General features: G+C 70.8%; 21 protein-coding genes. 9 read left to right on the forward strand and 12 right to left on the reverse strand.

What is annotated here, in order from left to right:
* Positions 1-177: 177 nt before the first annotated feature.
* Together NE857_RS30305 and NE857_RS30310 are read right to left on the reverse strand one after the other, a co-directional pair.
* Complete coding sequence (locus NE857_RS30305) at positions 178-852, reverse strand: DUF4142 domain-containing protein (RefSeq protein ID WP_184366392.1); 675 nt, start codon at positions 850-852, stop codon at positions 178-180.
* Between the two features lie 3 nt (positions 853-855).
* A complete protein-coding gene (locus tag NE857_RS30310; protein ID WP_301184275.1) occupies positions 856-1,554 on the reverse strand; it encodes a COG4315 family predicted lipoprotein in 699 nt (232 codons plus the stop codon).
* 324 nt (positions 1,555-1,878) lie between these two features.
* On the opposite strand from NE857_RS30310, the gene NE857_RS30315 reads away from it, so the two are divergent.
* A complete protein-coding gene (locus tag NE857_RS30315) occupies positions 1,879-2,742 on the forward strand; it encodes a hypothetical protein (protein ID WP_254418704.1) in 864 nt (287 codons plus the stop codon).
* 2 nt (positions 2,743-2,744) lie between these two features.
* Positions 2,745-4,214, forward strand: a complete 1,470-nt coding sequence (locus tag NE857_RS30320) for an NADH-quinone oxidoreductase subunit NuoF family protein (protein ID WP_254418705.1) — start codon at positions 2,745-2,747, stop codon at positions 4,212-4,214.
* Between the two features lie 33 nt (positions 4,215-4,247).
* On the opposite strand, the gene NE857_RS30325 is transcribed toward NE857_RS30320, so the two are convergent.
* Complete coding sequence (locus NE857_RS30325) at positions 4,248-5,150, reverse strand: universal stress protein (protein WP_254418706.1); 903 nt, start codon at positions 5,148-5,150, stop codon at positions 4,248-4,250.
* Between the two features lie 267 nt (positions 5,151-5,417).
* Here NE857_RS30325 and NE857_RS30330 point away from each other — a divergent pair, with 267 nt between their 5' ends.
* On the forward strand, positions 5,418-6,146 hold the full coding sequence (locus tag NE857_RS30330; protein WP_254418707.1) for a DUF998 domain-containing protein: 729 nt from the start codon (positions 5,418-5,420) through the stop codon (positions 6,144-6,146).
* Between the two features lie 154 nt (positions 6,147-6,300).
* On the opposite strand, the gene NE857_RS30335 is transcribed toward NE857_RS30330, so the two are convergent.
* From NE857_RS30335 to coaA, 4 genes are all read right to left on the reverse strand, one after another.
* On the reverse strand, positions 6,301-7,893 hold the full coding sequence (locus NE857_RS30335; protein ID WP_254418708.1) for a tetratricopeptide repeat-containing protein: 1,593 nt from the start codon (positions 7,891-7,893) through the stop codon (positions 6,301-6,303).
* Positions 7,894-8,326: 433 nt separating this feature from the next.
* Positions 8,327-10,480 (reverse strand): HelD family protein, encoded by a 2,154-nt coding sequence (locus tag NE857_RS30340; protein ID WP_254418709.1) that lies wholly within the window; start codon positions 10,478-10,480, stop codon positions 8,327-8,329.
* A 268-nt stretch (positions 10,481-10,748) separates the two neighbouring features.
* Positions 10,749-10,913 carry a hypothetical protein gene (locus NE857_RS30345; RefSeq protein ID WP_254418710.1) on the reverse strand — a complete coding sequence of 55 codons (165 nt, stop codon included), beginning with the start codon at positions 10,911-10,913 and terminating at the stop codon, positions 10,749-10,751.
* Positions 10,914-11,594: 681 nt separating this feature from the next.
* Positions 11,595-12,500 carry a type I pantothenate kinase gene (gene coaA / locus NE857_RS30350; RefSeq protein ID WP_254422152.1) on the reverse strand — a complete coding sequence of 302 codons (906 nt, stop codon included), beginning with the start codon at positions 12,498-12,500 and terminating at the stop codon, positions 11,595-11,597.
* A gap of 331 nt (positions 12,501-12,831) precedes the next feature.
* Here coaA and glmS point away from each other — a divergent pair, with 331 nt between their 5' ends.
* Entirely contained in the window at positions 12,832-14,685 is a 1,854-nt protein-coding gene (gene glmS / locus NE857_RS30355) for a glutamine--fructose-6-phosphate transaminase (isomerizing) (protein ID WP_083926823.1), read from the forward strand.
* 118 nt (positions 14,686-14,803) lie between these two features.
* Here the strand turns inward: glmS and NE857_RS30360 are convergent, their stop codons facing one another.
* Both NE857_RS30360 and NE857_RS30365 read right to left on the reverse strand, forming a co-directional pair.
* Positions 14,804-15,163, reverse strand: coding sequence for an STAS domain-containing protein (locus tag NE857_RS30360; RefSeq protein ID WP_254418711.1), 360 nt, complete (start codon positions 15,161-15,163; stop codon positions 14,804-14,806).
* Between the two features lie 145 nt (positions 15,164-15,308).
* Positions 15,309-15,860, reverse strand: coding sequence for an ATP-binding protein (locus NE857_RS30365; RefSeq protein ID WP_254418712.1), 552 nt, complete (start codon positions 15,858-15,860; stop codon positions 15,309-15,311).
* A gap of 315 nt (positions 15,861-16,175) precedes the next feature.
* Here NE857_RS30365 and NE857_RS30370 point away from each other — a divergent pair, with 315 nt between their 5' ends.
* Positions 16,176-17,078, forward strand: a complete 903-nt coding sequence (locus NE857_RS30370; RefSeq protein WP_254422153.1) for a Sco1979 family transcriptional regulator — start codon at positions 16,176-16,178, stop codon at positions 17,076-17,078.
* A 453-nt stretch (positions 17,079-17,531) separates the two neighbouring features.
* Entirely contained in the window at positions 17,532-17,765 is a 234-nt protein-coding gene (locus NE857_RS30375; RefSeq protein ID WP_017582685.1) for a DUF397 domain-containing protein, read from the forward strand.
* Positions 17,766-18,058: 293 nt separating this feature from the next.
* Here NE857_RS30375 and NE857_RS30380 read toward each other — a convergent pair whose 3' ends face one another.
* Complete coding sequence (locus NE857_RS30380) at positions 18,059-19,402, reverse strand: KamA family radical SAM protein (protein ID WP_184372410.1); 1,344 nt, start codon at positions 19,400-19,402, stop codon at positions 18,059-18,061.
* Between the two features lie 455 nt (positions 19,403-19,857).
* Here NE857_RS30380 and plsX point away from each other — a divergent pair, with 455 nt between their 5' ends.
* Positions 19,858-20,940 carry a phosphate acyltransferase PlsX gene (plsX, locus tag NE857_RS30385; RefSeq protein ID WP_184366406.1) on the forward strand — a complete coding sequence of 361 codons (1,083 nt, stop codon included), beginning with the start codon at positions 19,858-19,860 and terminating at the stop codon, positions 20,938-20,940.
* 20 nt (positions 20,941-20,960) lie between these two features.
* Here the strand turns inward: plsX and NE857_RS30390 are convergent, their stop codons facing one another.
* Complete coding sequence (locus NE857_RS30390) at positions 20,961-21,437, reverse strand: protein-tyrosine phosphatase family protein (protein ID WP_184366407.1); 477 nt, start codon at positions 21,435-21,437, stop codon at positions 20,961-20,963.
* Positions 21,438-21,535: 98 nt separating this feature from the next.
* On the opposite strand from NE857_RS30390, the gene argS reads away from it, so the two are divergent.
* A complete protein-coding gene (gene argS, locus NE857_RS30395; RefSeq protein ID WP_254418713.1) occupies positions 21,536-23,281 on the forward strand; it encodes an arginine--tRNA ligase in 1,746 nt (581 codons plus the stop codon).
* A 333-nt stretch (positions 23,282-23,614) separates the two neighbouring features.
* A complete protein-coding gene (locus NE857_RS30400) occupies positions 23,615-24,220 on the forward strand; it encodes a YceI family protein (RefSeq protein ID WP_184366409.1) in 606 nt (201 codons plus the stop codon).
* A gap of 121 nt (positions 24,221-24,341) precedes the next feature.
* Here NE857_RS30400 and NE857_RS30405 read toward each other — a convergent pair whose 3' ends face one another.
* On the reverse strand, positions 24,342-25,244 hold the full coding sequence (locus NE857_RS30405) for a ribokinase (protein WP_254418714.1): 903 nt from the start codon (positions 25,242-25,244) through the stop codon (positions 24,342-24,344).
* Between the last annotated feature and the right edge of the window lie 43 nt (positions 25,245-25,287).

Raw genomic sequence — 25,287 nt, forward strand, 5'->3', positions numbered from 1 at the left:
TACGGCTTTCTGTGCGATGGCGACGCGCGGCACCGGCGGGGGCACCGCGGGTCGCGGGACACTGCTGGTGCGCTCTTTTCGGGGGATGCGGGCGGACGGGTGGCACGGGTACCCCGCACTCGGGGGCGACCCCGGCCTCGACGGGCCGGGGCCCTGTTCGGTCGGAGCGTCGTCGAGTCAGGGCCGCGGGCGCCGCTCGGGCGGCCGGGGCTCGGGAAGGGACTCGTACTCGACCAGTCCGGTGCTCTCCAGCAGACTGATGTGGCGCATGACCATGAGCACGCAGTGCTGCACGAAGGTCCGGACGAGTTCGTTCCGGGTGCCCGCGCGGACCTCGGCGAGCACTTCGAGGACGTTGCCGTGGGCGTAGCGCAGGCGGTTGGCGAAGGCCCGGTCCCACTCGGCGCCGGAGAGCCCGGACAGCTCGTCCATCCAGCGCTGCTGTTCCCGGTTGGGGGTGCTGGGCAGGCGAACGTCCAGCATCGCGGCGATCTCCCGTACCTGCTCGTCCATGAGCAGGTGGTCCTCGGCCAGGGTCGCGCCCACGTCACGGACCACCTCGCTCTGGGCGTGGTCCACGGCCTGTTGGCCGACGGGGATCTCCCAGAGGCCGGCCTGGCGGACCGCGACCAGCGCGTTGACGTCGGCGGGGCCGAGCGGCCCGTAGTCGGTCTGGACCCAGTCGTTCCAGAAGATCCCGGAGGCGCTCGTGGCGCCGTTGGGCACGACCATGACCAGGGTCAGCGTGCTGACCAGGACGAAACCGACCACGCCCAGGAGTTCGATCGAGCGGGGAGACCGCCAGCGCAGTCGCTGGCCGAGCGGGGGGCGGGTCCGGTCCGGGGCGTCCACGGGTCAGCTCCCGGCGGGGTGCTGCCGGTAGTCGCCGCCTCCGTAGCCGCCCCCGCCGTCGCCGTAGGGGTCGTCGGCGGCCCCTGTGCTTCCGGTTCCTTCGACGCCTCCGGCGCCCCCGCTGTCCGCGGGGGCCGAGTACGCGGCCGCGTCGGTGATCATCTGCCCCTGGGGGCCGAGGACGTACCAGGCGCCGCCCACGCCCTGGCCGTTGGTGTCGCCCGGGGCGGCGTCGCCCGTGTAGGTGTACAGGGGCCAGTCGTTGTAGGTGACCTGGGGAGCCCCGTCCTCGCGGGGGATGGAGCCGAGGAGTTCGGCGAACAGCCCTTCGGCGAGCTCCGCGGGGGTGGCGGCGTCCGCGCTCGTGCGCAGCGGAGGCCAGTTGTCGGCGCAGCCGCCGAGGCAGGTGGATTCCGCGGGCGCGTCGTCGGTGAACAGGTACAGAACGTTACCGTCGCCGTCGGTGAGCACCTCTCCAAGAGTGGCGTCATCTGCGGTTTCCAGGGAGGCCTGACCTTTGGCTCCGACTTCGTGATCGCCGTGAGATTCCTCGGAACCTACGTCACCGTAACCATTCGATCCGGAGCCACCACCGGCCTCCGCCGTACTTTCCCATTCACCTTCGGCGCCATTAGAGCATGCGGTGACCAGCAAGAACACAGCCAGCCCAGCCCCAGTGACACTCTTCGAGTAATGGTTCATGACCACACCCAATCAATGCTCAGTTATCCGACCTTTCCCCGAACGTGACCACTCGGAGATAGGGGAGAGTATGCACACGAAAAACCCGCCCCGCAGGGAAACCTCGACATTACTCGTTGGTACTAAGGGAGTGATCTGCGATAACCAGCGTGAAAAAAGTTTTCTTCGGATACCCCTGTGGCTACCGAAAGTAAAGAAATCCGCAAAGGGTCTCCCCACCCCCGGTCGGCGGTGCTACGTTCAGCCGCCAGGTGCCGTTTCATCCCCCGCGCACCTCCCCCACTCCCTCGCTGTGCCCCCGCATGCCCGAAGGGCGGACCTGCCTTGTTCCGAAGCCCTCGCAGCACACGTAGCCCCCGCAGCACGCCCAGCTCCCGCCCGGCGCCGGTCCCCGGACCACTCCGGCGGTGGGGCCCCGAACGCGCCACACCCCGCAGACCGCTGGGGGACCGCGCGGCCCGCCGACACCGCCCCTGGCTGTGGGCGTCGTTCCTGGCCGGGCTGCTCCTGGCCAACACCCTCCTGGCGCTGACCGCCCCGGACCACATGGGGGCCGTCCGCCACCTGCAGAACCTGCTCTGGACCTACTCCGGGGTACTGGCCCTGATCGGTCTGACCGCCACCGCGGTCATGGGCCTGGTCTGCGCCGACCGGCTGGTCCTCTCCCCGCGCCACCGCGTGCTGTCCCAGGCCGCCCACCGCTCCCTCGCCCTGCTCTCCTGCGGTTTCCTCATCGCCCACGTGGTGCTCCAGGTGGCCTTCACCCGGATCAACCCCGCGCAACTCCTGCTCCCCCTGGGTGTGGACGCCGCCGTGGCCACCGGGATCATCGCCACCGACCTGCTCCTGGTGGTCGTCGTGACCAGCCTGTACCGGGGCCGGTTCGCCGGGACCCGCTACGCCTGGGTCTGGCGGACGGTCCACCTCGGCGCCTACCTGTGCTGGCCGCTGGCGATCGTGCACGGCCTCACCGCCGGGCGAGCCGCCCCGGGCTGGGTGCTCGTCTGCTACCTGCTCTGCCTGTTCGCGGTCGCCGCCGCGCTGGTCGTGCGCCTGGTCGTGACGGTCCGCCCGGTCCCCGAACCCGACGAGGCCCGGGCCGGCACCGAACTCCTCTCACCAGTGGCCGTCAGCGGCGAAACCGACGACGAACTGGCCTTCTGGTCCTCGATCCGTACCCGGAGCTGACCGTGCGCACCCTGACCCTCGGAACCCCGCGGCTCACCGCCGGGCTCGACCAGCACCACCGGGTCGACCACACCGCCCACCGCGAGCTGCACGGGCCCCTCCCCCAACTGGGCGCCGACGACCTCATCACCCTGGCCGGTCTGGGCAGTCTGCGGGGGCGGGGCGGCGCGGGCTTCCCGTTCGCGCGCAAGGTCCGCGCCGTACAGACCTCCGTCCTGCGACGCGACTCCACGGCCCGGGTGGTGGTCAACGGCACCGAGGGCGAACCCGGCAGTGTCAAGGACCGGATGCTGCTCACCCGGGCGCCGCACCTGGTCCTGGACGGGGCCGAACTGGCCGCCCGCGCCCTCGGCTCCCCCGAAGTGGTGATCGGCGTGGCCGACGAGGGCGCCCGGGCCGCCGACCCGGTACTGGACTCGCTGCGCTCCGCCGTGGACGAGCGCGGTTCCGGGACCGTCTTTCGTGTGGTGCGGATGCCGGACCGGTTCGTCTCCGGGCAGGCGGGCGCGCTCGTGCAAGGCATCAACGGCCGGGTACCGCTGCCCCCGGGCACGCCGCGCCGGACCAGCGAGTCCGGGGTGGCCGGGCTACCGACCCTGCTGTCGAACGCCGAGACCTACGCCCAACTGGCGGTGCTGGCCATCGGCGGGGCCGACCGCTACGCGCAGGAGGGATGCGCGAGCCAGCCGGGGACGGTCCTGCTCTCGGTGAGCGGGGACACCGTCGTGGAGACAGCGGCCGGGACCCGCCTGTCCCGGCTGCTGTCGGCCTGCGGACTGTCCTCGGCCCGCGCGGTCCTGGTCGGCGGCTACCACGGAGCGTGGCTGTCCGGGGAGGAGATGTCCCGCGCCCGCCTGTCCCGGGACGGGATGAGCGAGGTCGGCGGCACCCTGGGAGCCGGGATCGTCCTGCCGGTCACCGGCGACACCTGTCCGTTGGGCGAGACCGCGCGGGTGCTGCGCTACCTGGCCAGGGAGAGCTCGGGCCAGTGCGGCCCGTGCGTGCGCGGGATGCCCGCCCTGGCCGACTCCTTCGTGCGGCTGCTCAGCGGGGAGGGCAGTCCGGAGGACGTGCTGGTCGCGGCCGGGATCGGCGAGGGCAAGGGCGCGTGCGCGCACCCGGACGGCAGCGCCGTGTTCGCCCGCAGCGCCCTGCGGGTGTTCTCCGAGGACCTGTCCACGCACTCCCTGACCGGAGGGTGTTCGCGGCCGGTCAAGGGGGAGCTGCCGCTGCCGGACGGATACGACACCCCCGCCCACCCCCGCCTGCTCGTGGACTGGTCCCGCTGCGACGGGCACGGCCTGTGCGCCGAGCTGTTGCCCGGACTGGTCCAGCTGGACCGCAACGGCTTCCCCGAGGAGCCCGACATCCCGGTGCCCGGACCTCTGGAAGGGGACGCCGAGCTGTCGGTGCGGATGTGCCCGGCCCTGGCCCTGCGAATCCGCGCCCCGGAACCCGGCGCGGCCCGCTGAGGTTTCGGCGGGCTGGGGTTCAGACAGCAGGGCTCAGCGAAGTATGGCGACCGGGCCGCGCGCGCCGTGCAGGACCGAGTGGCTCACCGACCCCAGCAGCAGGCCGCGGAAGCCGCCGCGGCCGCGTGAGCCCACCACGATGAGGTCGGCGGAGGTGGCCTCCTCCAAGAGCGCGACCACCGGGTGCGCGCGCACCACCCTCGTGTGCACGCGGACGTTGGGGCGGAGCAGGCGCAGGTCGGTGAGCTCCTCATCCAGGGCGTGGCGGGCGGCCTCGGCGGCGGTGGCGTCGTCGAACAGCTCCGGCGGGATCGGGCCGGTGGCCGCCGCGAAGGCCACCAGGGGCTGCCAGGCGCTCACCGCGACCAGGTCGGTGTCGGCGAACTCGGCCTGGGAGAAGGCGAACTCCAGGGCGCGGCGGCTGGGTTCGGAACCGTCCACCCCCACGATCACCCGGCTGCGGACCCCGTGCGCTGAGGCGTGGTCCCTGGGCAGCACGATCACCGGCACCGGGGCACGGGCGGCCAGTTCGATACCGACCGACCCCACGAAGGCGGCGGCGATCCCGCTCAGTCCGCGCGAGCCCACCACCACGGCGACGGTGCCGGACGAGCCCGCCTCGGTGATGAGCGCCTCCGCTGGGCGGTCGAAGGACAGCCGGGTCTGGACAGCGAGCTCGGGGAACAGGCGGACCGTCCAGTCACGGGCGTGGTCCAGGAGCCTCCGGGCCCCCGCCCCGGGGCTGTCGTCCGAGCGTTCCTCCGCCCCGCCCCAGGCCCCGAAGCTCTCCGTGGCCAGCGGGCTGGCCGCGGCGACGATCCGCACCCCGAGGCCGCGCAGCGTGGCCTGGTGCGCGGACCACTCCAGGGCGTGCCTGCTGGAGTCGGTGCCGTCCACCCCCACGACCACCCATCGTGTCGTGGCTGCGCCGTTCATCACGTGCGCCCTTCCGGTCGTCGATTTCCGCGCGGTAGCCGGACCTGTCGGCCGGTCTCCCGTGGTGTTCCACGATGATGCCGCGCGAACACACACCCGTGGATAACAGTGCCGCCGCGAGTTGGCTGACGTAGGGTCCCAGAACGAGCGGTTTCCCGGAAACGACCAGTGCTCCGAACATCCGGTGTTCCGGTGCGGACGGAACGTGCGGGCGCGTCGGTGCGTCCGAGAGACATAGCCGAGTCATCAGCGGAGACTGGGGGCGCGATGCCTAACTCAAACACCGCGAAACTGCACTGGGACTACCGGGACGGCCGGGTGGCCGCCGTTGTCGCCGCCCTCGTCTACAGCCTGTGGACCCTGGAGATCATCCTGCCCGTCGGCCCCGGCACGCCCACCGGAGCCCTCGCCGACCCCCAGTCCCCCTTCGGCCAGTTCCTGGACAGCGCACACCGGACCGCCGCGATCCTGGTGGTGGTGGCCGCCGGGCTGGGCCTGACCCTGGGGGCCAGGCGCCCCCGCCGTCGGCTGACCTTCTCCTGGTGGTCCATGGCGGTGTTCGGTGCCGCCTCGCTCGCCGCCTCCCTGCTGCCCGGCCGCTGCGTGGTCTCCACGGACGCCGCGTGCACGGTGGAGTCGATGGTGGAGGGGGTCCAGGGCGCGACGGTCGCGCAGCCGGTCCTCGCGGTGGTGGCCGCCCTGTCAGCGCTGCTGGCCTGCGCCGCGCTGACCTGGGACCGGTACGAGGCCGGGGAGCGCGCCTGGCCGGTACTGGCCCTGATCACCGCGGCCCAGGCGGTGGCCACGGTGATCGTCCTGGTGCTGGCCGGCATGGTGTACGCCGCCTCCGGTGACGGCTCGCCCGGGGTCGCGCTCGGTCTGGCCGAACGCTTCCACCTGGTCACCGTGGCGCTGTGGCTGCTGGCCGTGGGCCTGGTGCCCGGCCAGTGGAAGCGCCGCCACCGGTCCTTCTCCGCCACGCACTCGGCTGGCTGAGCCGCGTCCGAGGGGCGGGGAGGCAGGGCACGATGCTTGGGCCTCCGGGGTTCCGGAACCCGGGGGCCCGGCGCTCGGGGATCCGGCGTTCGGGGGTTCGGGTCCCGGGGGCCGGGCACCCGGGATTTCGGGGTTCGCGGGTCCGCTCCGATTCTCACGCTGAGCGGCGCTCCTCATCACCCAGTACGAACCCGCGCCACTCGCTGTAGGCCTCCAAGGCGGCACGGGTACCCAGGGCTTCGGTGCCCAGGGTCGACACGCACGTGCGGTACAGCTCGCCGAGTTCGGCCAGGGCGGTGGCCTCGTCCGAGCGCAGGGTGATGAGCAGGGCCCGGAACATGACGGTCAGCCCGTGGGTCGGCCCCAGCGCCCAGCGGAACTCCTCGAAGAGCCCGGTCAGGTGCCGCCGACCCTCCTCCCCCTCGAGGTCGCCCTCGGTGGCCAGGCGCAGCCGCACCAGCAGCACGTTGGGATGGGTGGGGCCGAGCACCCGGGTCCAGAGCTCGCACAGCCTCTCGTAGACCGCGATCGCCGCACTGTCGCCCCGCGCCTCCAGGACGTGCGCGCGGGCGAACAGGGTCGTGTGGTGGTCGTCCCCGTGGCGGCGGCGCAGCTCGGGCAGCAGGTCCTCGGCCTCGGCGACCGCCCCGTCCAGGTCGCCGACGGTGACCCGGGTCGCGGCGATCAGGAAACGCGCGTCCACGGTGGTCTCGTGGTCGGCGCCCAGTACCCGCTCCAGGTCCTCGATCGCCCCTTCCATCTCCACCCTGGCGGTGTCGGTCTCGCCCAGCAGGAACAGCAGGTGCGCGCGGCCGACCCGGGCCCGCAGGGTGAGGCGGTGGTCGGCGGACAGGTAGCGCTCCAGGTCGGGCAGGAGCGCCTCGTAGTCGTGTTCGGCGGCGAGCAGGTCCCCGGCCTCGGTTCGGTGGTGGGCGAGCAGGCGTCGGGTGTTGAGCACCTCGCGGTGGTGCGGGGGCTGGACCAGTTCCCGGGCCTCGAGCAGTGCGGCGCAGGCCCGAGCCGCCCCGGCCTCGTCCCCCGCCTCCGCCCGCCAGCGCACCAGCTGGACTCGGGCGGCCAGGGTGTCGGGGTGTTCGGGCCCGTGGACCCGGACCCGTGCGGCGACCTGGTCCGCGCAGGCCCGTGCCGCCCCGGTGGGGTCTCCCGCTTCGGCGTGCCAGCGGATCAGTTCGGTGCGGGTCTCCAGGACGTCCCCGTGGTTGGGGCCCAGTGCCCGGCGCTGCCGGGAGAGGAGTTCGGTGTAGGCCTCGACGGTCTCCGCGCTCCGACCGGTCTTGCCGGTCCACCACGCGAACCGCTCGTAGGCGGCCAACGCCCCCGGATCGTCGGCGCCCCTGGCCTGCTCGACCATCTCCGCCAGCCGCCCGTAGCTGTCGGCGGCCAGGTCGGTGAGGTCGGACTCGCCCCACAGACGTGCGATCTCCGCCTGCAGCGCCAGCATGTGCGGGTGCAGCGGCCCGACGCTGTCCGAGAGCTGCCCGGCGGTGCCGCTCAGCGCGATGGCGGCCCCGGCCGGGTCGTCCTGGGCCTCCTGTTGCAGGGCCAGGTGAACCCGGATCACCAGAGCGTCGGGATGGTCGGCCCCGAACCGCGCCACGGCCTCCTCGTGCAGGGCGCCCAGTTCCTCGGCCGCACCGCGTTCGAGGACCCCCCGCACCCGCTGATCGAACCCGGCGTCCCCGGTCCCGACCGGGCCCCTCAGATCGTCGAGGACGACTCCCCTCATGCTGCTCCCCCTTCGTGCGTGTCCGTCCGCACCAAGTCCGACGTGGGAGGCCGCCCCGGGGTTTCACCAGTCTTGTCCGCAAACGGCCCGAACCCCCAGGACCGAGGAAGCATCCGGCCTCGTCTACAGAAGGGCAGCAATTGTCTACCTCCCTAGCCGACTCGCGTCATCTCACTCCACGTACAAGGCGTGGAGGATCAGCTCTCCGAGGCACGCGAGGCCAGGGAAGCCAAGGCTCAGGCCGTCGAACGAGAACGAGAGGCCCTCGGTAGAGCCGTCTCGGCCCTGTCGGACGCTGGAGCCAGCCAGCGGGACGCCGCCCTGCTCCTGGGCATCTCCCACCAACGAATCTCCCAAATCTCGTCAGCCACCCGAACTGCCGTCTGACCTTCGCGCCGCGAGCTCTCAAGGCTCAATGGCACGAGGTCCAGGCTCAGGTGAGTTCGGCGGGCAGCGGGCGGGTGTGGACGACGTGCAGCGAACTCACCGCTCGGGTGAGGACCACGTAGAGGCGGTTGCTGCCGCGTTCCTCGGCCTCGACGATGGCGGCGGGCTCGGCCACCACCACGGAGTCGAATTCCAGACCCTTGGCGAGGCTGGCCGGGACCGCCACCAGGCGAGCGCTGTCCATGCCGGTCTCACCAAGCAGCGGGGCGTCCACGCCCTCGGCGGCCAGGGCCGTGCGCAGGGCGGGAAGCTCATGGTCGGCGGCGATCAGACCCACCGAGCCCTCGCCCTTGAGCGCGGCCCGGCAGGCCTCGGCCAGGGCCGGGGCTATGTCCTCGGCGGCCGAAACCAGCTGGAGCGCGCCCGGGGAGCGGCGGACCGCGACGGGGGCGCCCAGACCCGGGGCGATGGTGGGCAGCAGGCGGGCGGCGAAGTCGATGATCTGCGCCGGGACCCGGTAACCGCGGTTCAGGACATGCAGGTGGCCGGTGGGCTTGCCCAGGTGCTCCAGCAGCGTCGACCAGTTGCGGGCCGCCGACGGGCTCGTGCCCTGGGCGATGTCGCCGAGTACCGTGAGCGAGCCCGATCCCGCGCGCCGTCCGACCGCCCGGCACTGCATCGGGCTCAGGTCCTGGGCCTCGTCGAGAACCACGTGGCCCAACCCGGAGGGGCGTTCGATCAGCGCCGCCGCCTCGTCCACCAGGGCCAGGTCCTCCTCGGACCACTTCGCCGACTTGGGGCCGCGCGGTTTGCCCGGCAGTAGCAGTGACGTCTGCTCCTCGGGGGTGAGCAGCCCCTCCGCGGCGCGGGCCAGGCGTTCGGGGTCGGTGAGCAGCCCGAGCACCAGCTTGAGCGGTTCGACCTTGGGCCACAGGGCGGTGACCGCGGCGCGCACCGCCGGGTCCCGGCGGACCTGGGTGTGGGTGCGGTCGTCGCAGACCTCGCCCTCGGCCTCCATCAGGCTGAGGATGGCGTGCGCCATCCGGTGCGAGAGCAGTTCCCGGCCGGAACCGTAGGCGACACCGCGGTCGGCGAGCTCTTCCAGGAGGGGCCGCACGTCCTCCGGGTACAGGCGCCAGCGGCGTGAGCCCCGGCGGACCATCACGGTCTCCTCCGGGGTGCGCAGGTGAGCCCACAGGTCACGGCGGAGCACCTCGGCCATCACCGCGGAACCCTTGGTCCGCGCGGCCTCAGGGGTCTCCATCCGGCGCACCCACCCCTGCGCGGGGCGCATGCGTTCGGGCAGGTCCCGGGTGAGGAGTTCGTGGACGGTGGTCTGGTGGACGTCCACCTCGCCCAGGGCGGGGAGCACGTCCTGGATGTAGGACAGGAAGGACCGGTTGGGTCCGATGATGGCCACACCCGAACGCGAGAGGCGTTCGCGTTCGCTGTAGAGCAGGAAGGCGATGCGGTGCAGGCCGACCGCGGTCTTTCCGGTGCCGGGCGCGCCCTGCACGCACAGGGTGGTCTCCAGCGGAGCACGGACCAGGGCGTCCTGTTCGGGCTGGATGGTGGCGACGATGTCGCGCATGGGTCCCGTACGCGGGCGTTCGATCTCGGCGTTGAGGAGTTCACTGCCCAGCGGGGCCTCCGGAGAGTCCTCGCCGATCATCAGGTCCTCGTCCTCGAAGGCGGTGAGGACGGACTCGGGCTCCCCGTCGGGTCCGGCGACCGTCCCGAACCCGTACCGGCGGCGGACCCGAACCTTCATGCGGTCACTCGGTGAGGCCTGGTAGTAGGCGACGCTGATCGGCGCGCGCCAGTCCAGGACCATGGGTTTGCCCCGGCCGTCGTGCACGTGGCGGCGGCCGATGTTGATGCGGTCCGGACCGTCGTCTGTCCGGCTGTGTTCCTCGGCTCCCGCGTCGTCCTCCAGGAAGACGGTGCCGGGATCGAAGTCCAGGCGCCCGAAGTACAGGGGTGCGCTGGGAATGTCCGCCAGGGCGGCCAGGCGGCGTTCGCGACCGCGGCGCAGGGCGGCGTCGGTGACCTTGTCCTTGGCGGCGTCGCCGAAGAGCAGCTCGGTGGCGTCGACCTCCTCGCGCATACGGCGCAGTGCCGTTCGAGCCGCATGCAGGGCTTCGCGTTCGGCGAGGAGTTCGGGGTCGGCGGGCAGGGGTGCGGGATCGATCGTGGTCATGGGAGGATCTCTGGTTCGGCGGGACAGGGAGAGGCTCCACTCGTGCGCGCGGTCCCGCCCCGGTCGCCTGGAAGGCCCGGTTCGTTCCGATCCATGAGCGCGCACCACGCCCCTGGAGGGCGGTGGTGCCGAATCTGCGACCCTACCCGAAGGGCAGCCCAGCGATGGAACATTCTCCACCGGGCCCCGAGGATCAGCGGTGGGAGAGACCCGGGGCCGTCAGATGGCACGCGGTGCCCGTGTACCGGTCCTGCCCCTCCCGGTGACCTTACGCAGCAGCGACTCGGCCGGGCCGGGTCTGCCAGAGGGCGTCGAGCCCCTCCGCGTCGGTGCGGTGAGCGGCGACCGAGGAGGTGGGCGCTCCGTAGAGGTACCAGGACACGTTCGACAAGGCGATGAACAGGAGCACGAACCCGCGGGCGAGGTCGGGCACGAGAGAGCGCCGAACCTGCTGAGGGGACCGCTCGGGGCGGCCGCGACGCGTTCCGTGATCGCCATGAGGGACGGGACCGGGTCACCAGCGGGTGCCGCGTGTTCCCGGCGCCCGGTCATGATGCTTCGCCGGGCCGGTCGGCCTCGGAGTGCGACAGTGCACTGGGCGTGAGACGGCCGACGATCGCGGGCGCTTCCCGAACCAGTGGCTCGTCGTCGAGGGCTTCGGCCGGTGCCCTCCACCGCTCCGCGCGCAACGCCTGGCCGTGTCGCGGCCGGTCACGCTTGCCTGGGAACGACAACCGCGACCCCAGGCCCCCGAGCCCGGTTTCGGCTCCTGTTTCAAAGATGATCTTGCTACCAGAAGCGAAATCGGCGCCGAACTTGCTCCTGGTAGCAAGATCATCGGGGATACAGGGGTTTCGGGTGTCACGCCCCCACACTGAAAACCGGCCCCACACACACGGCCTGCCCCACCCGCCCTGCCTGCTCTCGCCCGGGGGAGGCCCGCCCGTGCCCCCACGGGGCCCGCCCGCACTGCCCTGGGCGACTCCACCACCGGGGGCTCGGCAGTCTCCACCCCCACGACACGCGGCCCGGGGAGCGGCGGGCCCGGCCCCGATCCCGGAGCCGGCTCCGATCCCCGCCCCGATCGCGGCCCCGCTCGCGGAAGCGGGATCGGTCAGGTCTTGCGGAGGCGGACGCGGCTGACCCGGTGGTCGTCGCCCTTGAAGAGGACCAGGGTGGCGCGGCCGCGGGTGGGGCGGATGTTCTCCACCAGGTTGACCTCGTTGATGGTGCGCCAGGTGTTGGCGGCGAACTCCAGGGCGTCGTTCTCCTCGATGGTGGTCGCCATGTGGTGGAAGTAGGAGCGGGGGTCGGAGAAGGCGGTGCGGCGGAGTTCGCGGAAGCGGTCGAGGTACCAGTTGCGGATGTTCTCGACCTTGGCGTCGACGTAGATGGAGTAGTCGAAGAAGTCGGCGACGGCCAGGCGCCCGGCGGTGGCGGGCTGGAGGACGTTGATGCCCTCGACGATGAGGATGTCCGGGCGGTGCACGGTCTGGCGTTCGCCGGGGACGACGTCGTAGTGCAGGTGGGAGTAGACCGGGATGTCCAGGCGGTCCGCCCCGGCCTTCATCTCGGAGACGAAGCGGACGAGCGCGCGACGGTCGTAGCTCTCCGGGAATCCCTTGCGGCGCATGAGGCCGCGGGACTGGAGCACCGCGTTCGGGTAGAGGAAGTTGTCCGTACTGACCAGCTCGACGTCCGGGTGGTTGGGCCACTGGGCGAGCAGGGAGCGCAGCAGGCGGGCCGTGGTGGACTTGCCCACGGCGACGCTGCCCGCCACACCGATGATGAACGGCGAGGGCCGGTCGGACTCGCCGAGGAAGGCGCGCACCGCGGCGTGGCGCTGCTGGGTGGCGCCCACGTGCAGGTTGAGCAGCCGGGACAGGGGCAGGTAGATGTCGCGCACCTCCTCTAGGGAGGTGGGGTCGTTGGTACCCCGCAGGTCACTGAGGTCGGCCTCGGTCAAGGACAGGGGCGTGGAGGACCGGAGGGCGGCCCAGGCCGCGCGGTCCAGTTCCACGTACGGCGAGGAGAAGCCGTTCTTCGTCACGTGAGACACGGTTGACCACACTAGACGAGCCGCGCCCCCACTCCGGGCAGCCGGTCCCCCCTTGTCCGACCTGGGACTGGAACGTGCCCGAAACCACACGTTCACCCCGCCGACGCGAAAGGTTTTTTGGCCGGCTTCGGACGGCCAGGACTGGTTCCACTCAGAGACCGGTCCACCCCTCCCACCTGCGTGGTCTACCTCCAATACACCAAATGGTCTATACCGTTACCTGCGAAAACGACCAGTGGTATGCACCACTGGTTGGTCGATTCCGGACATCTTTTCGCTTACGCTGGCGGCCATGTGCGGAATCGTTGGCTACGTCGGGCCGCAACCGGCGCTTGAGGTTGTCGTGGACGGCCTCGCAAGGTTGGAGTACCGCGGATATGACTCCGCGGGTGTCGCGGTGCTGGGTGAGGGAACCCTGCGCTCCGAGAAGCGGGCGGGCAAGCTCGCCAACCTGCGCCAGGCCCTGGAAGAGCGCCCCATCGAGGGTGATGGTGCGGGGATCGGCCACACCCGTTGGGCCACGCACGGTGCACCCAACGACGTGAACGCCCACCCCCACGTCGACAACGACAACCGGGTGGCGATCGTCCACAACGGCATCATCGAGAACTTCGCCTCCCTCCGCCTGGAGCTGGAGGAGCAGGGCTGCAAGTTCCTGTCCGAGACCGACACCGAGGTCGCCTCCCACCTGCTCAACAAGGAGCTGGAGCGGCGCGGCGACGGTGACCTCCCCGGGGCCATGCGCTCCGTGTGCAAGCGCCTTGAGGGTGCCTTCACGCTGGTCGCCATCTCCAACGACGACCCCGAGCTGGTCGTCGCGGCCCGCCGCAACTCCCCGCTGGTCGTCGGCCGCGGCGAGGGCGAGAACTTCCTGGCCAGCGACGTGGCGGCGTTCATCGCCCACACCCGCGAGGCGGTCGAGCTGGGTCAGGACCAGGTCGTGGAGCTGCGCGCCGACTCCGTGGTCGTCACCGACTACGACGGCAACCCCGTGGACGTGCACGAGTACCACGTCGACTGGGACGCCTCCGCCGCGGAGAAGGACGGCTTCGACTACTTCATGCTCAAGGAGATCGTCGAGCAGCCCAAGGCTGTCGCCGACACCCTCCTGGGCCGGGTCTCCGTCGACGGCCAGCTCACCCTGGACGAGATGCGGCTGACCCCCGCCGAGCTGCGGTCGGTCGAGAAGATCGTGATCATCGCGTGCGGCACGTCCTACCACGCGGGCCTGATCGCCAAGTACGCGATCGAGCACTGGTGCCGGATCCCCTGCGAGGTGGAGGTCGCCAGCGAGTTCCGCTACCGCGACCCGATCCTGGACCAGCAGACCCTGGTCATCGCCATCTCCCAGTCCGGCGAGAGCATGGACACCCTGATGGCGGTCCGCTACGCCCGCGAGCAGCGCGCCCGTGTGCTGGCGATCTGCAACGTCAACGGGTCCACCATCCCGCGTGAGTCCGACGGCGTGCTGTACACGCACGCCGGCCCGGAGGTCGGGGTGGCCGCCACCAAGACCTTCCTCACCCAGCTGGCCGCCTGCTACCTGATCGGCCTGTACCTGGCCCAGGTGCGCGGGATGAAGTTCGGCGACGAGATCAACGCCGTGATCGCGCAGCTGGCCACCATGCCCGAGCAGATCGAGAAGGTCCTGGACACGGTGGAGCCGGTCCGGGAGCTGGCCCGCTCGCTGGCCGACGCCGACACCGTGCTGTTCCTCGGCCGCCACGTGGGTTACCCGGTGGCGATGGAGGGTGCGCTCAAGCTCAAGGAGCTGGCGTACATGCACGCCGAGGCGTTCGCCGCCGGTGAGCTCAAGCACGGACCGATCGCGCTGATCGAGGACGGTCTGCCGGTGGTCGTCGTGGTGCCCTCGCCCAAGGGGCGCAGCGTGCTGCACGACAAGATCGTGTCGAACATCCAGGAGGTGCGCGCCCGCGGCGCCCGCACCATCGTGATCGCCGAGGAGGGCGACGAGTCGGTGCGCCCGTACTCGGACGTGCTCATCGAGATCCCGGCGGTGCCGACCCTGCTGCAGCCGATCGTCTCGACGATCCCCATGCAGGTGTTCGCGTGCGAGCTGGCCCTGGCCAAGGGCAATGACGTCGACCAGCCCCGCAACCTCGCCAAGAGCGTGACCGTGGAGTAGGTCGGGGCACGTTCCCTCGGTGAGCGGGGCGTGCTGTGCGGGAGTCGAACCCCGGACGGCACGCCCCGTTCGCGTTCGCGGAGCGCGCGGCCCCCGGTGGTGTGTGGGCCCAGGCGGCTCAGTGCATCGCGTGGGCGGTGTGACTGGCGCGGGCCGTCTCGGCGTCGGCGTGGGTGGGTAGTAACCCGTGCAGGTCGAGGACGTCCAGGATCCGGCACAGCTGCCGAGGCGGGCTCGCGACCAGGAGGTGGTGCTGGACTCCGGCGGCGACCCGGAGCGCGCCCACCAGGGCGTTGACCCCCGAAGCGTCGATGAAGTCCACCGCGGTCAGGTCGACGACCGTACAGTTCTCGACCACGGCCGAAGCCAGGCTGGCGTACACGCCCTCGGCGGTGGCGATGTCGATCTCGCCCTTCAGGTACACGACGGACACGCCGTCGCACCGGAAGCGCTCCTGGTCCGGATCCAGTACGGCCACGCCTTACTCCCGTGTTCGGGGCCGGTGGTTTCTTACCGCCGCCGGTCAAATACCGACATGCATTGACAGCCTACTCGGCTTGCCAGGCGGCACCACTCTCCCGAAGCACTGGTGCTGTCCGTTCTCTGCGGGGCACGGGCCGCTGTCAGAACAGATCAGAACCGCACATCGCCCAGACGACCTTTCCGTTCCCCTCCAGGGGGTTCCAGCCCCATTCACGGCTGAAGGCCGAGATCAGCCCGAGCCCGCGTCCGGACTCAGCGAAATGGTGTGCGTCGACCTGCACCGGGCCGTGCGGGCTGGGGTCGGCGACCATGCACACCACGGCGTCGTGCTCGGGCAGCGGCCTGAGCTGGAGAGCGACCCGGGTCAACGCGGGGAGGTCGTCGGCGACCGCGTGCCTGCAGGCGTTCCCGACCAGTTCGGAGATGATCAGCCGCAGGTTCTCCGCCACATCCGGCATGCCCCAGGCGGACAGGCTCGCGACACCGAACTCACGCGCCGACCGGACCGAGTCCGGCACCGCCCCGTAGGCGGCGGCCGCGGCGCCGGGGGTACGCGCGCTCTCGCCGATCCCGAGCCGGCCGAGCGACGGGTTCCACCACCCGCACCGTGTCCTTTCCGGGGCCCGCACACGGGAAGGGCGGTCCCAGGATGCCCCGGTGTCCAGCTCCGAGGGCATCAGCTCTGCGTTCATCACGGTCCTCACGGGTGATGTCGGTTCGCGCGTTTGGCGTCCGCCGCGCCCTGCCCCACGCACGTGTTCCTTACATACGCAAGCCACAGATGCACGTGCAGATCGACTTTCGCGCAAGACTATAGGACGCCGTGTACCTTTCGGTAGGCCCCCTGGCGAAGAATTCGGACCCGATCTCCGGAGTTTCCCGACATGTCACTCGCGAGGGACCGAAAATCCGCGATCCGCCCTCTGCCGCGGAACAGCGACATCGGTATACTGAGCGGTCGCTCGCGCCAAAACCACTCCCAGGGAGGCGAAGTGGCAGCCGACCCAATGCCGAACCACCAGGTCACACAGGATTTTCTGGCCAATTCCAGTGGTGGTCCCACCGTGCTGCGCATTCTGCTCGGCACCCAGCTGCGGCGCCTGCGCCAGGAGAAGGGCATTTCCCGGGAGGACGCCGGATACGCGATCCGCGCCTCCCACGCCAAGATCAGCCGAATGGAGCTCGGCCAGGTCAGTTTCAAACACCGCGACGTGGACGACCTGCTGAAACTGTACGGCGTGGAGGAGCCTGAGCAGCGCGAGGCGCTGGTCGGGATGATCTCCAGCGCCAACGCCCAGGGGTGGTGGCACAAGTACGGTGACGTGCTGCCGCAGTGGTTCGGCGTCTACGTGGGCCTGGAGGAGGCCGCGGCGGTGATCCGGACCTTCGAGGTGCAGTTCGTACCCGGCCTGCTCCAAACCGAGGGGTACGCCCGCTCGGTCATCCAGCTCTCCCGCACCGCGACCTCCGAGGAGGACGTGACCAGTCGTGTGAACATGCGCATGCATCGGCAACGGCGTTTCACCCGGCCCGGGAGTGAGCCGCCGCGCCTGTGGGCGGTTATCGACGAGGCGGTCCTGCACCGCCCCTACGGGGACGCCGAAGTGATGCGTGAGCAGATCGAGTACCTTCTGGAGATGTCGCGCCGGCCCAACATCACGATCCAGATCGCGACGTTCGCCATGGGCGGCCACCCGGCCGCGGGCGGCCCCTTCAGCATCCTGCGGTTCCCCACGCCCCAGCTGCCCGACGTGGTCTACCTGGAGCAGCTGAACAGCGCGCTGTACTTCGACAAGTACGACGACACGAGCCGCTACGCGCAGACGATGGACCACCTCGCCACCCAGGCGCCGCTGCCGAGCGCCACCACGGAGATCCTCGAGCGCTTCCGCAAGCACTACGGCGGCTGAGCACACCCTGCGGCACGCCCCACCCCACTCCGCCCCCACACACGATCCCCCCGGTTCGGTCAGGCCCGGACCACGCCCCCACCGCATACCCTGAGCGGCCCCGCGAACGCCCTGCGTACCCGCGGGGTCATTCTCATGTCCGCCTTCGGCCACGAGTGGGCAACGATCCTGGAACACCGAACCATCGAGGGATCCGGCACGTTAGGCGTGACATGCGGTTCCACCATCGCCCCGACCCCAGGTGACGTAGAGGCACTTACCGATGCAATCACGTATGCACGTGCATGTACTACGCTTTGGGCTCGCACGGGGACGAACGGACTGCCCCCGAAAGCCCGTCCGTCCTGGGACAGGGCGGACGGCGGTCAGGGTGGTCCGACCCTACGAGCACGGCGTACCGGAGCCGCTGTGGACACCCCGCTCACGAGTCCCCGATGTTCCAGGAGGTTGAGGATGCACCCGATCTACAACGGCGTCCCCGCGGACCGGTTGAAGGTCGTATGGACCAAGAGCAGTTGGAGTAACCCGGACGGGAACTGCGTGGAGGTAGCGGAGCTCCCCGGCGGCGACATCGCCGTCCGCAACTCCCGGGACCCCGAGGGCCCCGCACTGGTCTACACGCCCGCGGAGATCAGGGCGTTCGTCCGAGGCGCCAAGACCGGCGAGTTCGACGCACTCATCGACTGACCCGGCTCCCCCGGATCCGACACCCCGGGATCCGGACCACGGATCCCACACCCCAGACCCTCCCCGGAATCCCCCGCCCTGGGCACCTCTTCCCCCACCGGCAGACCAGCCCAGGAAACGTGTCCGCGCCGTCAGCCGCGCGGTCGACCCCGTCCCGTGGCGGCTGTGTTTCCGTCCACGGCGCGGACACGAACGGAGCCCGGCACCTACCAGGTGCCGGGCTCCGTGTGCTACCGCCGCACAGCCTCACTACCGCCTTCGCGGCCTGACTGTTCGGCTACCCCGCCAGCGCGCTAGAGGCGGGTGGGGTCGACCAGGCCGTTGGTGCCGACCGGGGCCTGCTCCCACGGGAAGTGAGTGGCGCCGAGGGCGGGCTTGAGGTCGAACAACCAGGCGGCCTTCTCGTCGTACTTGGCGAAGAAGGGCTTGCCGACCAGCTCCGGGTCGCGCGCCTGGATGAAGTGCAGGACGAAGACCTTCTCTCCCAAGACCTCCGTCACACCGTCCACGCACACCTTGCCCGGGGTCGCCGACATCGACGGGCCGCGCACGGTCCGGGCCAGGCCCGAGACCTTCGTGTAGGCACCGCGGAAGATGTCGTACGCCTCGGCCAGCGGCACCGCGAAGTAGTCCTGCGGGCCGGTGTCACGCTCGACGAACATGTAGTAGGGCACCATGCCGTGGCGCAGGTGCGTCCGCCACATGTCCTCCCACGTGGCCGAGTCGTCGTTGATCGTGCGGATCAGCGGGGCCTGGGTGCGGATGACCGCCCCCGTGGCGCGGATCCGGCGCACGGCCTCCTGCACGAGCTCGGGCTTCATCTCGTTGGGGTGCGAGAAGTGGGCCATGAACGCGAGGTTCTTGCCCGAAGCCACGACCTTCTCGAACAGGCGGAGCGTGTCGTCCGCGTCCGGGTCGGTGGTGAAGCGCTGCGGCCAGTAGGCCAGCGCCTTGGTCCCGATCCGGATCGCCTCGAGGTGCTCGATCTCCAGCAGCGGCTCGATGTAGCGGGAGATGACCCCCTCACCCATGATCATCGGGTCGCCACCGGTGAACAGGACACTGGTGACCTCGGGGTGCGAGCGCACGTACTCGACCATCTGGTCGATCTCACCGGACGCGAACTTCAGGTCGGCGTCGCCGACGAACTGCGCCCAGCGGAAGCAGTAGGTGCAGTACGCGTGACACGTCTGCCCCTGCTTCGGGAAGAAGAGCACCGTCTCCTTGTACTTGTGCTGGATCCCCGGGATGGGCTCCTCGTTGCCCGTGGTGGGCACGTTGAGGTCCATCTGGCCGGCCGGGTGCGGGTTGAGCTTGGCCCGGACCTGGTTGGCGGCCTCGTTGAGCTCCTTGCGACCGGCGCCCGAGCTGATCAGGTCGGCGATCCTGGCGACGTCGTCCTGCGGCAGCATGTCGGCCTGCGGGAAGACGAGGCGGTAGATCGGATCGTCCGGAGCGGCATCCCAGTCGATCAGCTCGTCGATGACGTAGCTGTTGACGCGGAACGGAAGCACATTGGCGACCGCCTTGACCGCGAGCTGCTCGTCGGCGGCGAGACCGGCTCGCGCCGTGAGCTCGTCAAGGTGTTTCGTCGTGTAGGCACGAAACCGACGTCCGGCGGACGGGGACTGTGCCACGTCTGGCGTAACGCTCACGCCTCTCCTCTCCTGCGGTTGAACAGGGGCCCTCCATGGTGAAGGAGGGCAGCCCTGAACCGGTGGTTCCGGCATACGGGTACCGGGGAGACCACCGTGGGATGAAATTCGGTTATCAGCTGTGCTCGGAGTGTTGCCAGTGACCGAGCCAGCGAGCGGATATACCCCGACTAGGGGATTTGTACCCACTCTGCGCAATATCCAGCCCTGACCTGGACATACTGGAAGTATCCTCGCATGGGTGCGCGAAGGTGCCGTCCGCAGGCGGAGCGAGGACGACCCGATAGCGTGTCACCACACCACCCGCACAGCCCCTGAGGGCGTGCTCACCCCTGCCGCGAAACCGTGCTGGCACCCGTGGCACCGACCCGTACCGAGCTGCGCGAACGGCACACACTACCCGCCCGCCGAACACCAACCGACCGTGTGAGGAAGCTGTGACTGGCACAACCGACGCGGACTCCCCGGTCCCGCGTACGCCACCGCCGATCATCGCGGTGGACGCCATGGGCGGAGACAACGCGCCCCGCGAGATCGTGCGCGGCGCCGTCATGGCCGTGCGCGACCTGGGCCTGCGGGTCCTGCTCGTGGGGCGGCGGACCGAGATCGCCGCCATGCTCGCCGAGGAGGGCGCCCTGCGCGACATCCCGGTGGTGCACGCCGAGGACGACATCGCGATGCACGAGGGGGCGCTGGCCAGCTGGCGGCGGCCCCGCTCCAGCGCCGCGGTGGCCTGCCGGCTGATCCGCCGGGGCGACGCGCACGCCCTGGTGTCCGCGGGCTCCACCGGCGGGATCGTGGCCACCTCCACGGTGCGGCTGCGCACCCAGCCGGGTGTACTGCGCCCGGCTCTGGCGGTGACCCTTCCCACCGAACCGGTGCCGACGATCATGGTGGACGCGGGGGCCAACGCCGACGCCAAGCCGGAGATGCTGGTCCAGTTCGCGCACCTGGGCTGCGCCTACTCGCAGACCGCCTTCGGGGTCGAACGGCCCCGCGTGGGCGTGCTCAACATCGGTTCGGAGCCGGGCAAGGGCAACAAGCTCGTCCGCAGGGCCAGCGAGATGCTGGCCGCCCTGGCGGAGGGCTCGGAGACCATGGACTTCCGCGGCAACATCGAGGGCCACGACCTTTTCCGGGGGAAGGTCGACGTGGTGGTCACCGACGGCCACAGCGGCAACGTGGCGCTCAAGACCATCGAGGGGACCGCAGCCTTCACCCTGAACGCCGTGAAGGAGGCGCTCACCTCCTCCACCATGGCCAAGGCGGGGGCGATGCTCCAGCGCGGCGCCCTGCGCAAGCTCCGGGAGCGCTTCGACAGCGAGACCTACGGTGGTGCGGCCCTGCTGGGCCTCAACGGCACGGTGGTCATCGCCCACGGCGACAGCCATCCCGAGGGCGTCGCGCACGCCTGCCAGCTCGCCCACGACCTGTCGGGCGGTCGGATAGGAGAACAGATCCGCCGCCGGGTGCCGCACCGCTCCCCCCACTGGCTGCACCGGCGCACCGAGGACCGCTGACCCGTGCGCCGAGTCATCTGTCAGGGCTCGAAGCGCCGCACGTAGGCCTCCTGTTCCGGGGTCTCCACCGCGTGCGGGGAGTAGTGTTCGCGCACGTAGGCCACCGCCTCCTCCGGCGGGACCCCGTCGAGCACCGCCAGGCAGGACAGGGCGGTCCCGGTCCTGCCCCGCCCGCCCAGGCAGGCCAGCTCCACCCGTTCCCGGCCCGCCCGTTCCAGTGCCTCCCGGAAGCGCGCCAGAGCCTGCGCGTCATCGGTGGGCAGCCCGAAGTCCTCCCAGGGCACCCAGTGGTTGGTCCAGCTGAGGGTCGGCGGCGCGTGGTCCAGCAGGTACAGCCCGAACTCCGGGTGCGGCCCCGCCGGGAGCGGGTAGCCCAGGCCCCGGCCGCGGACCAGCCGCCCCGAGGGCAGGCGCAGCACGCCCGGGGCCGCCGGGTCCCACAGCCCGCCCCGCGGCTCGTTCTTCGGGTCATTGGGTTCACTCGTCCGGTGGTTCATGCGGGGAGCGTATCCGGCGTCCCCCGCGCTCCACAGGGACCGTGTGACCTGTTTGCCAGCTGTCGGGAAGGGCATGCCCGGTCGGTAGGCTTAGGGGTATGGCCGACCCGCAGGAAGTACTCTCGCGACGGGTCCAGTCCGCTCTCGGCGCCGCCTTCGGCCCCGAGTACGCCGACACCGACCCCGTCATCCGCCCGTCCCAGTTCGCTGACTACCAGGCGAACGCCGCACTCGCGCTCGCCAAGCGCCTGGGCCGAAAGCCCCGCGAGGTCTCCGCGGCGATCATGGAGCACCTCGACGTGTCCGACGTCTGCCGCGACGTCGAGGTCAGCGGGCCGGGCTTCATCAACCTCACGCTCCGCGAGGACTGGATCGCCGAGCAGACCCGTCAGCTCCTCGACGACCCCCGCGTGGGTGTGCCGCTCCAGGAGCGCCTGAACATCCCGCTCGACTACTCCGCGCCCAACGTGGCCAAGGAGATGCACGTCGGGCACCTGCGCACCACCGTGGTCGGCGACTCCCTGGCGCGGACCCTGGAGTTCCTGGGCCACAACGTCATCCGACAGAACCACATCGGTGACTGGGGCACCCCCTTCGGCATGCTCATCGAGCACCTGCTGGAGGTCGGTGAGGAGTCCGCCGACGCCGACCTGCTCACCACCGACCCCAACGCCTTCTACCAGGCGGCCCGGACCAAGTTCGACTCCTCCGGCGAGGGCGAGGACGAGTTCGCCGCCCGCGCGCGCCGCCGGGTGGTCGCCCTCCAGGGCGGCGACGGGGAGACACTGCGCCTGTGGCGCAAGCTGGTGGGTCTTTCCAAGGTCTACTTCAACAAGGTCTACACCAAGCTCGGCGTCACCCTCACCGACGACGACCTCGCCGGGGAGAGCAGCTACAACGCGGTGCTCGCCGACGTCTGCGACGAGCTCGAGGCCAAGGGCATCGCCGAGGTCAGCGACGGCGCGCTGTGCGTGTTCCTGGAGGGCTTCACCGGCCGCGAGGACAAGCCGGTGCCGCTGATCATCCGCAAGAGTGACGGCGGCTACGGCTACGCCACCACGGACCTGGCGACCGTGCGCTACCGGGTGGACGACCTCAAGGCCGACCGCGTCCTGTACGTGGTCGGCGCCCCGCAGGCCATGCACTTCAAGATGGTGTGGGCCACCGCCCGCAAGGCCGGCTGGCTGCCGGACAGCGTCGAGACCACGCACGTGCAGATCGGCAACGTGTTGGGCCCGGACGGCAAGATCCTGCGTACCCGCAGCGGCCAGCCGGTCCGGCTCATGCAGCTGCTGGACGAGGCGATCGAGCGGGCAGCGGCCGTGGTCGCGCAGAACCGCCCCGACCTCGACGCCGAGCAGCAGGCGGAGATCGCCTACAAGGTCGGCATCGGCGCGGTGAAGTACGCGGACCTGTCGGTCTCGCACGACACCGAGTACGTGTTCGACTTCGACCGCATGCTGGCGCTGACCGGCAACACGGGCCCGTACCTGCAGTACGCGCAGGCCCGGATCCGCTCCATCTTCCGCAAGGGCGGGGTGGACCCGCAGGCGTTCGACGGGCGGATCAGCGTGGCCGAGGGCGCCGAGCGCGACCTCGCGCTCAAGCTGCTGGGCTTCGGCGCGGTGGTGGAGCAGGTCGGCGACCACCTCCAGCCGCACCGCCTGTCCACGTACCTGTTCGAGCTGGCGCAGAACCTCACGGCGTTCTACGAGCACTGCCCGGTGCTGACCGCCGGGACCGAGGCCGAGCGCGAGTCGCGGCTGGCGCTGGTCTCCGTGGCACTGCGCGTGCTGGTCCAGGGGCTGGAGCTGCTCGGCGTGGAGTCGCCCGAGTACATGTAGCCGTAGGCAGCGGTATCCGGAGCAGACGAAGGAGGGTCGGGGCCCAGCGCCCCGGCCCTCCTGTCGTATGCGCGGCTCGTGTGCGCGGAGGGCGGCCGGAACCCCGCTCCCCCGATGGCCGGAACCGGCCGCGGGCGGGGTCGCCGAAGCAGCTCGGACAGCACACATGAATAGGCCGATCTGCCTTGTCGGAGGCGGTTCGAGCACCTTCCCGAAAAGCCCGAGTCGAATGTCTCTGCGCAGGTCAGGCCGGAACTCGGGGTTCCGGTGGCGCATCAGACCTAAAGTGTGTGGACGTTTGCCGCATACAGGACATAAAGGGAGTTTTCACCTATGACATCCACCCCCGCGGAGTTCAGCCCGGGCCCCGGTACCTGGCACCTCGACCCGTTGCACTCCAGCCTGATCTTCGTCGCCCACTACCTGCGCTTCGGCCGGGTTCAGGGCACCTTCGGCCAGGCCGAGGGGCAGGTCCGGGTGGCGGAGGACCCAGCCAGGTCCTCGGTATCCGTCGCGATCGACGCCACCAGCGTCAACACCGGGGTCAACGCGCGCGACGCGCACCTGCGCTCCCCCGACTTCCTGGACGTGCGCCAGCACCCGCAGATCCGCTTCACCTCCACCGGTTTAGAGCAGACCAGACGGCACGACTCCTTCCGCCTGCGCGGCGACCTCGAGATTCGCGGCAGGCAGGTCCCGGTCAGCCTGAGTTCGGAGTGGGTGGGCGACGCCCCCGACCTCGGCTCCCCCGACGACACCCACGGCCACTACTTCTCCGCCACCACCCGGATCAGCCTGTCCGACTTCGGGGTCGGCGACGGCGGATCGACGCCCTGGGGCGGGCGGGTCGTGGGCGACACCGTGGACATCGTGCTGGAGGTGCGCCTACAGAACCAGGACCCCGCGCCCTTCCTCAAACAGATCGGGCACACCCCCTGATCACACGGGTCGGGGCATGTGCCCGATCCTCCGGTCCGTCGGCAGGGCCACCGGCGGGAACCACCCGCACGGCCACCTCAGCCGCGGAGCACAGGTACCTCAGCCGCTGGGGACAACCGCATCAGCCCTTGAGCAGGGCCTCGACCTCCTCCCGCGAGGCCATCGAGGAGCTGGCTCCGTGCCGTCCCACGGAGATCGCGGCCGCCGCCGCGGCGAACTCCATCGCCTCCCGCGCCGACCGGCCCTCCGCCCGGGCCACCGCGAACGAACCGCAGAAGGTGTCCCCGGCCGCGGTGGTGTCCACCGCTTCCACGCGAAGCGCCGGAACACGCACCGGCTCCTCACCGCGGCGCCCGTACAGCGAGCCGTCCTCGCCCAGCGTCAGCAGTACCTCGGGCACCCTCTCCAGCAGCGACGCCAGCGCGGCGTACGGCTCGGTGTGCCCGGTGATCGCCGCTGCCTCGTGCTGGTTGGGCACCAGGACGTCCACGTTCTCCAGCAGCTCCTCCGGGAGATCGCGCGCGGGGGCGGGCGTCAGGTAGACCGGGACGCCCAACCCGCGACCCAGGCGGGCCCCGGCGACCACCGCGTGCATGGGCAGCTCCAGCTGGAGCAGCAGCGCCGCGGACCCGGCCACCAGCGCCTCGTCGCCCTCGGCGACCCCGGCCTCGCCGTTGGCCCCGGGGACGACGATGATGCGGTTGCCGCCGCGACCGTCCACGACGATGTGCGCGACCCCGGACACCCCGGGGACCGTGCGCAGCCCGGAGGCGTCGATCCCGTCGGCCACCAGGTTGGCGCGCAGTTCGGTGCCGAAGGCGTCGTCGCCGACCGCCCCGAGGAAGGTCACGTCGGCCCCGGCCCGCGCGGCCGCCACCGCCTGGTTGGCGCCCTTGCCGCCGGGGACCTGCCGGAAGTCGGTGCCGGTGACGGTCTCGCCGCCGCCGGGCACCTCGTCCACGTAGGCCACCAGGTCCATGTTGACGCTGCCGAATACGGCGAGACGCGGTGCTGCGGAGCTCACTTCGTTACTCACTTCGCTGTTCACTGCTCGGGGTTTCCCGGGT

The sequence above is a fragment of the Nocardiopsis exhalans genome (assembly GCF_024134545.1).
Lineage (GTDB): Bacteria > Actinomycetota > Actinomycetes > Streptosporangiales > Streptosporangiaceae > Nocardiopsis > Nocardiopsis exhalans.

Excerpts from the sequence above, each read along its gene's own strand:
- NE857_RS30375 (WP_017582685.1), top strand. The coding sequence starts at position 17,532 with ATGCACCCGATCTACAACGGCGTCCCCGCGGACCGGTTGAAGGTCGTA.
- NE857_RS30370 (WP_254422153.1), top strand. The coding sequence starts at position 16,176 with ATGCCGAACCACCAGGTCACACAGGATTTTCTGGCCAATTCCAGTGGT.
- NE857_RS30390 (WP_184366407.1), bottom strand. The coding sequence starts at position 21,437 with ATGAACCACCGGACGAGTGAACCCAATGACCCGAAGAACGAGCCGCGG.
- glmS (WP_083926823.1), top strand. The coding sequence starts at position 12,832 with ATGTGCGGAATCGTTGGCTACGTCGGGCCGCAACCGGCGCTTGAGGTT.
- NE857_RS30400 (WP_184366409.1), top strand. The coding sequence starts at position 23,615 with ATGACATCCACCCCCGCGGAGTTCAGCCCGGGCCCCGGTACCTGGCAC.
- NE857_RS30330 (WP_254418707.1), top strand. The coding sequence starts at position 5,418 with ATGCCTAACTCAAACACCGCGAAACTGCACTGGGACTACCGGGACGGC.
- argS (WP_254418713.1), top strand. The coding sequence starts at position 21,536 with ATGGCCGACCCGCAGGAAGTACTCTCGCGACGGGTCCAGTCCGCTCTC.
- NE857_RS30325 (WP_254418706.1), bottom strand. The coding sequence starts at position 5,150 with ATGAACGGCGCAGCCACGACACGATGGGTGGTCGTGGGGGTGGACGGC.
- NE857_RS30310 (WP_301184275.1), bottom strand. The coding sequence starts at position 1,554 with ATGAACCATTACTCGAAGAGTGTCACTGGGGCTGGGCTGGCTGTGTTC.
- NE857_RS30335 (WP_254418708.1), bottom strand. The coding sequence starts at position 7,893 with ATGAGGGGAGTCGTCCTCGACGATCTGAGGGGCCCGGTCGGGACCGGG.
- NE857_RS30365 (WP_254418712.1), bottom strand. The coding sequence starts at position 15,860 with ATGAACGCAGAGCTGATGCCCTCGGAGCTGGACACCGGGGCATCCTGG.
- NE857_RS30340 (WP_254418709.1), bottom strand. The coding sequence starts at position 10,480 with ATGACCACGATCGATCCCGCACCCCTGCCCGCCGACCCCGAACTCCTC.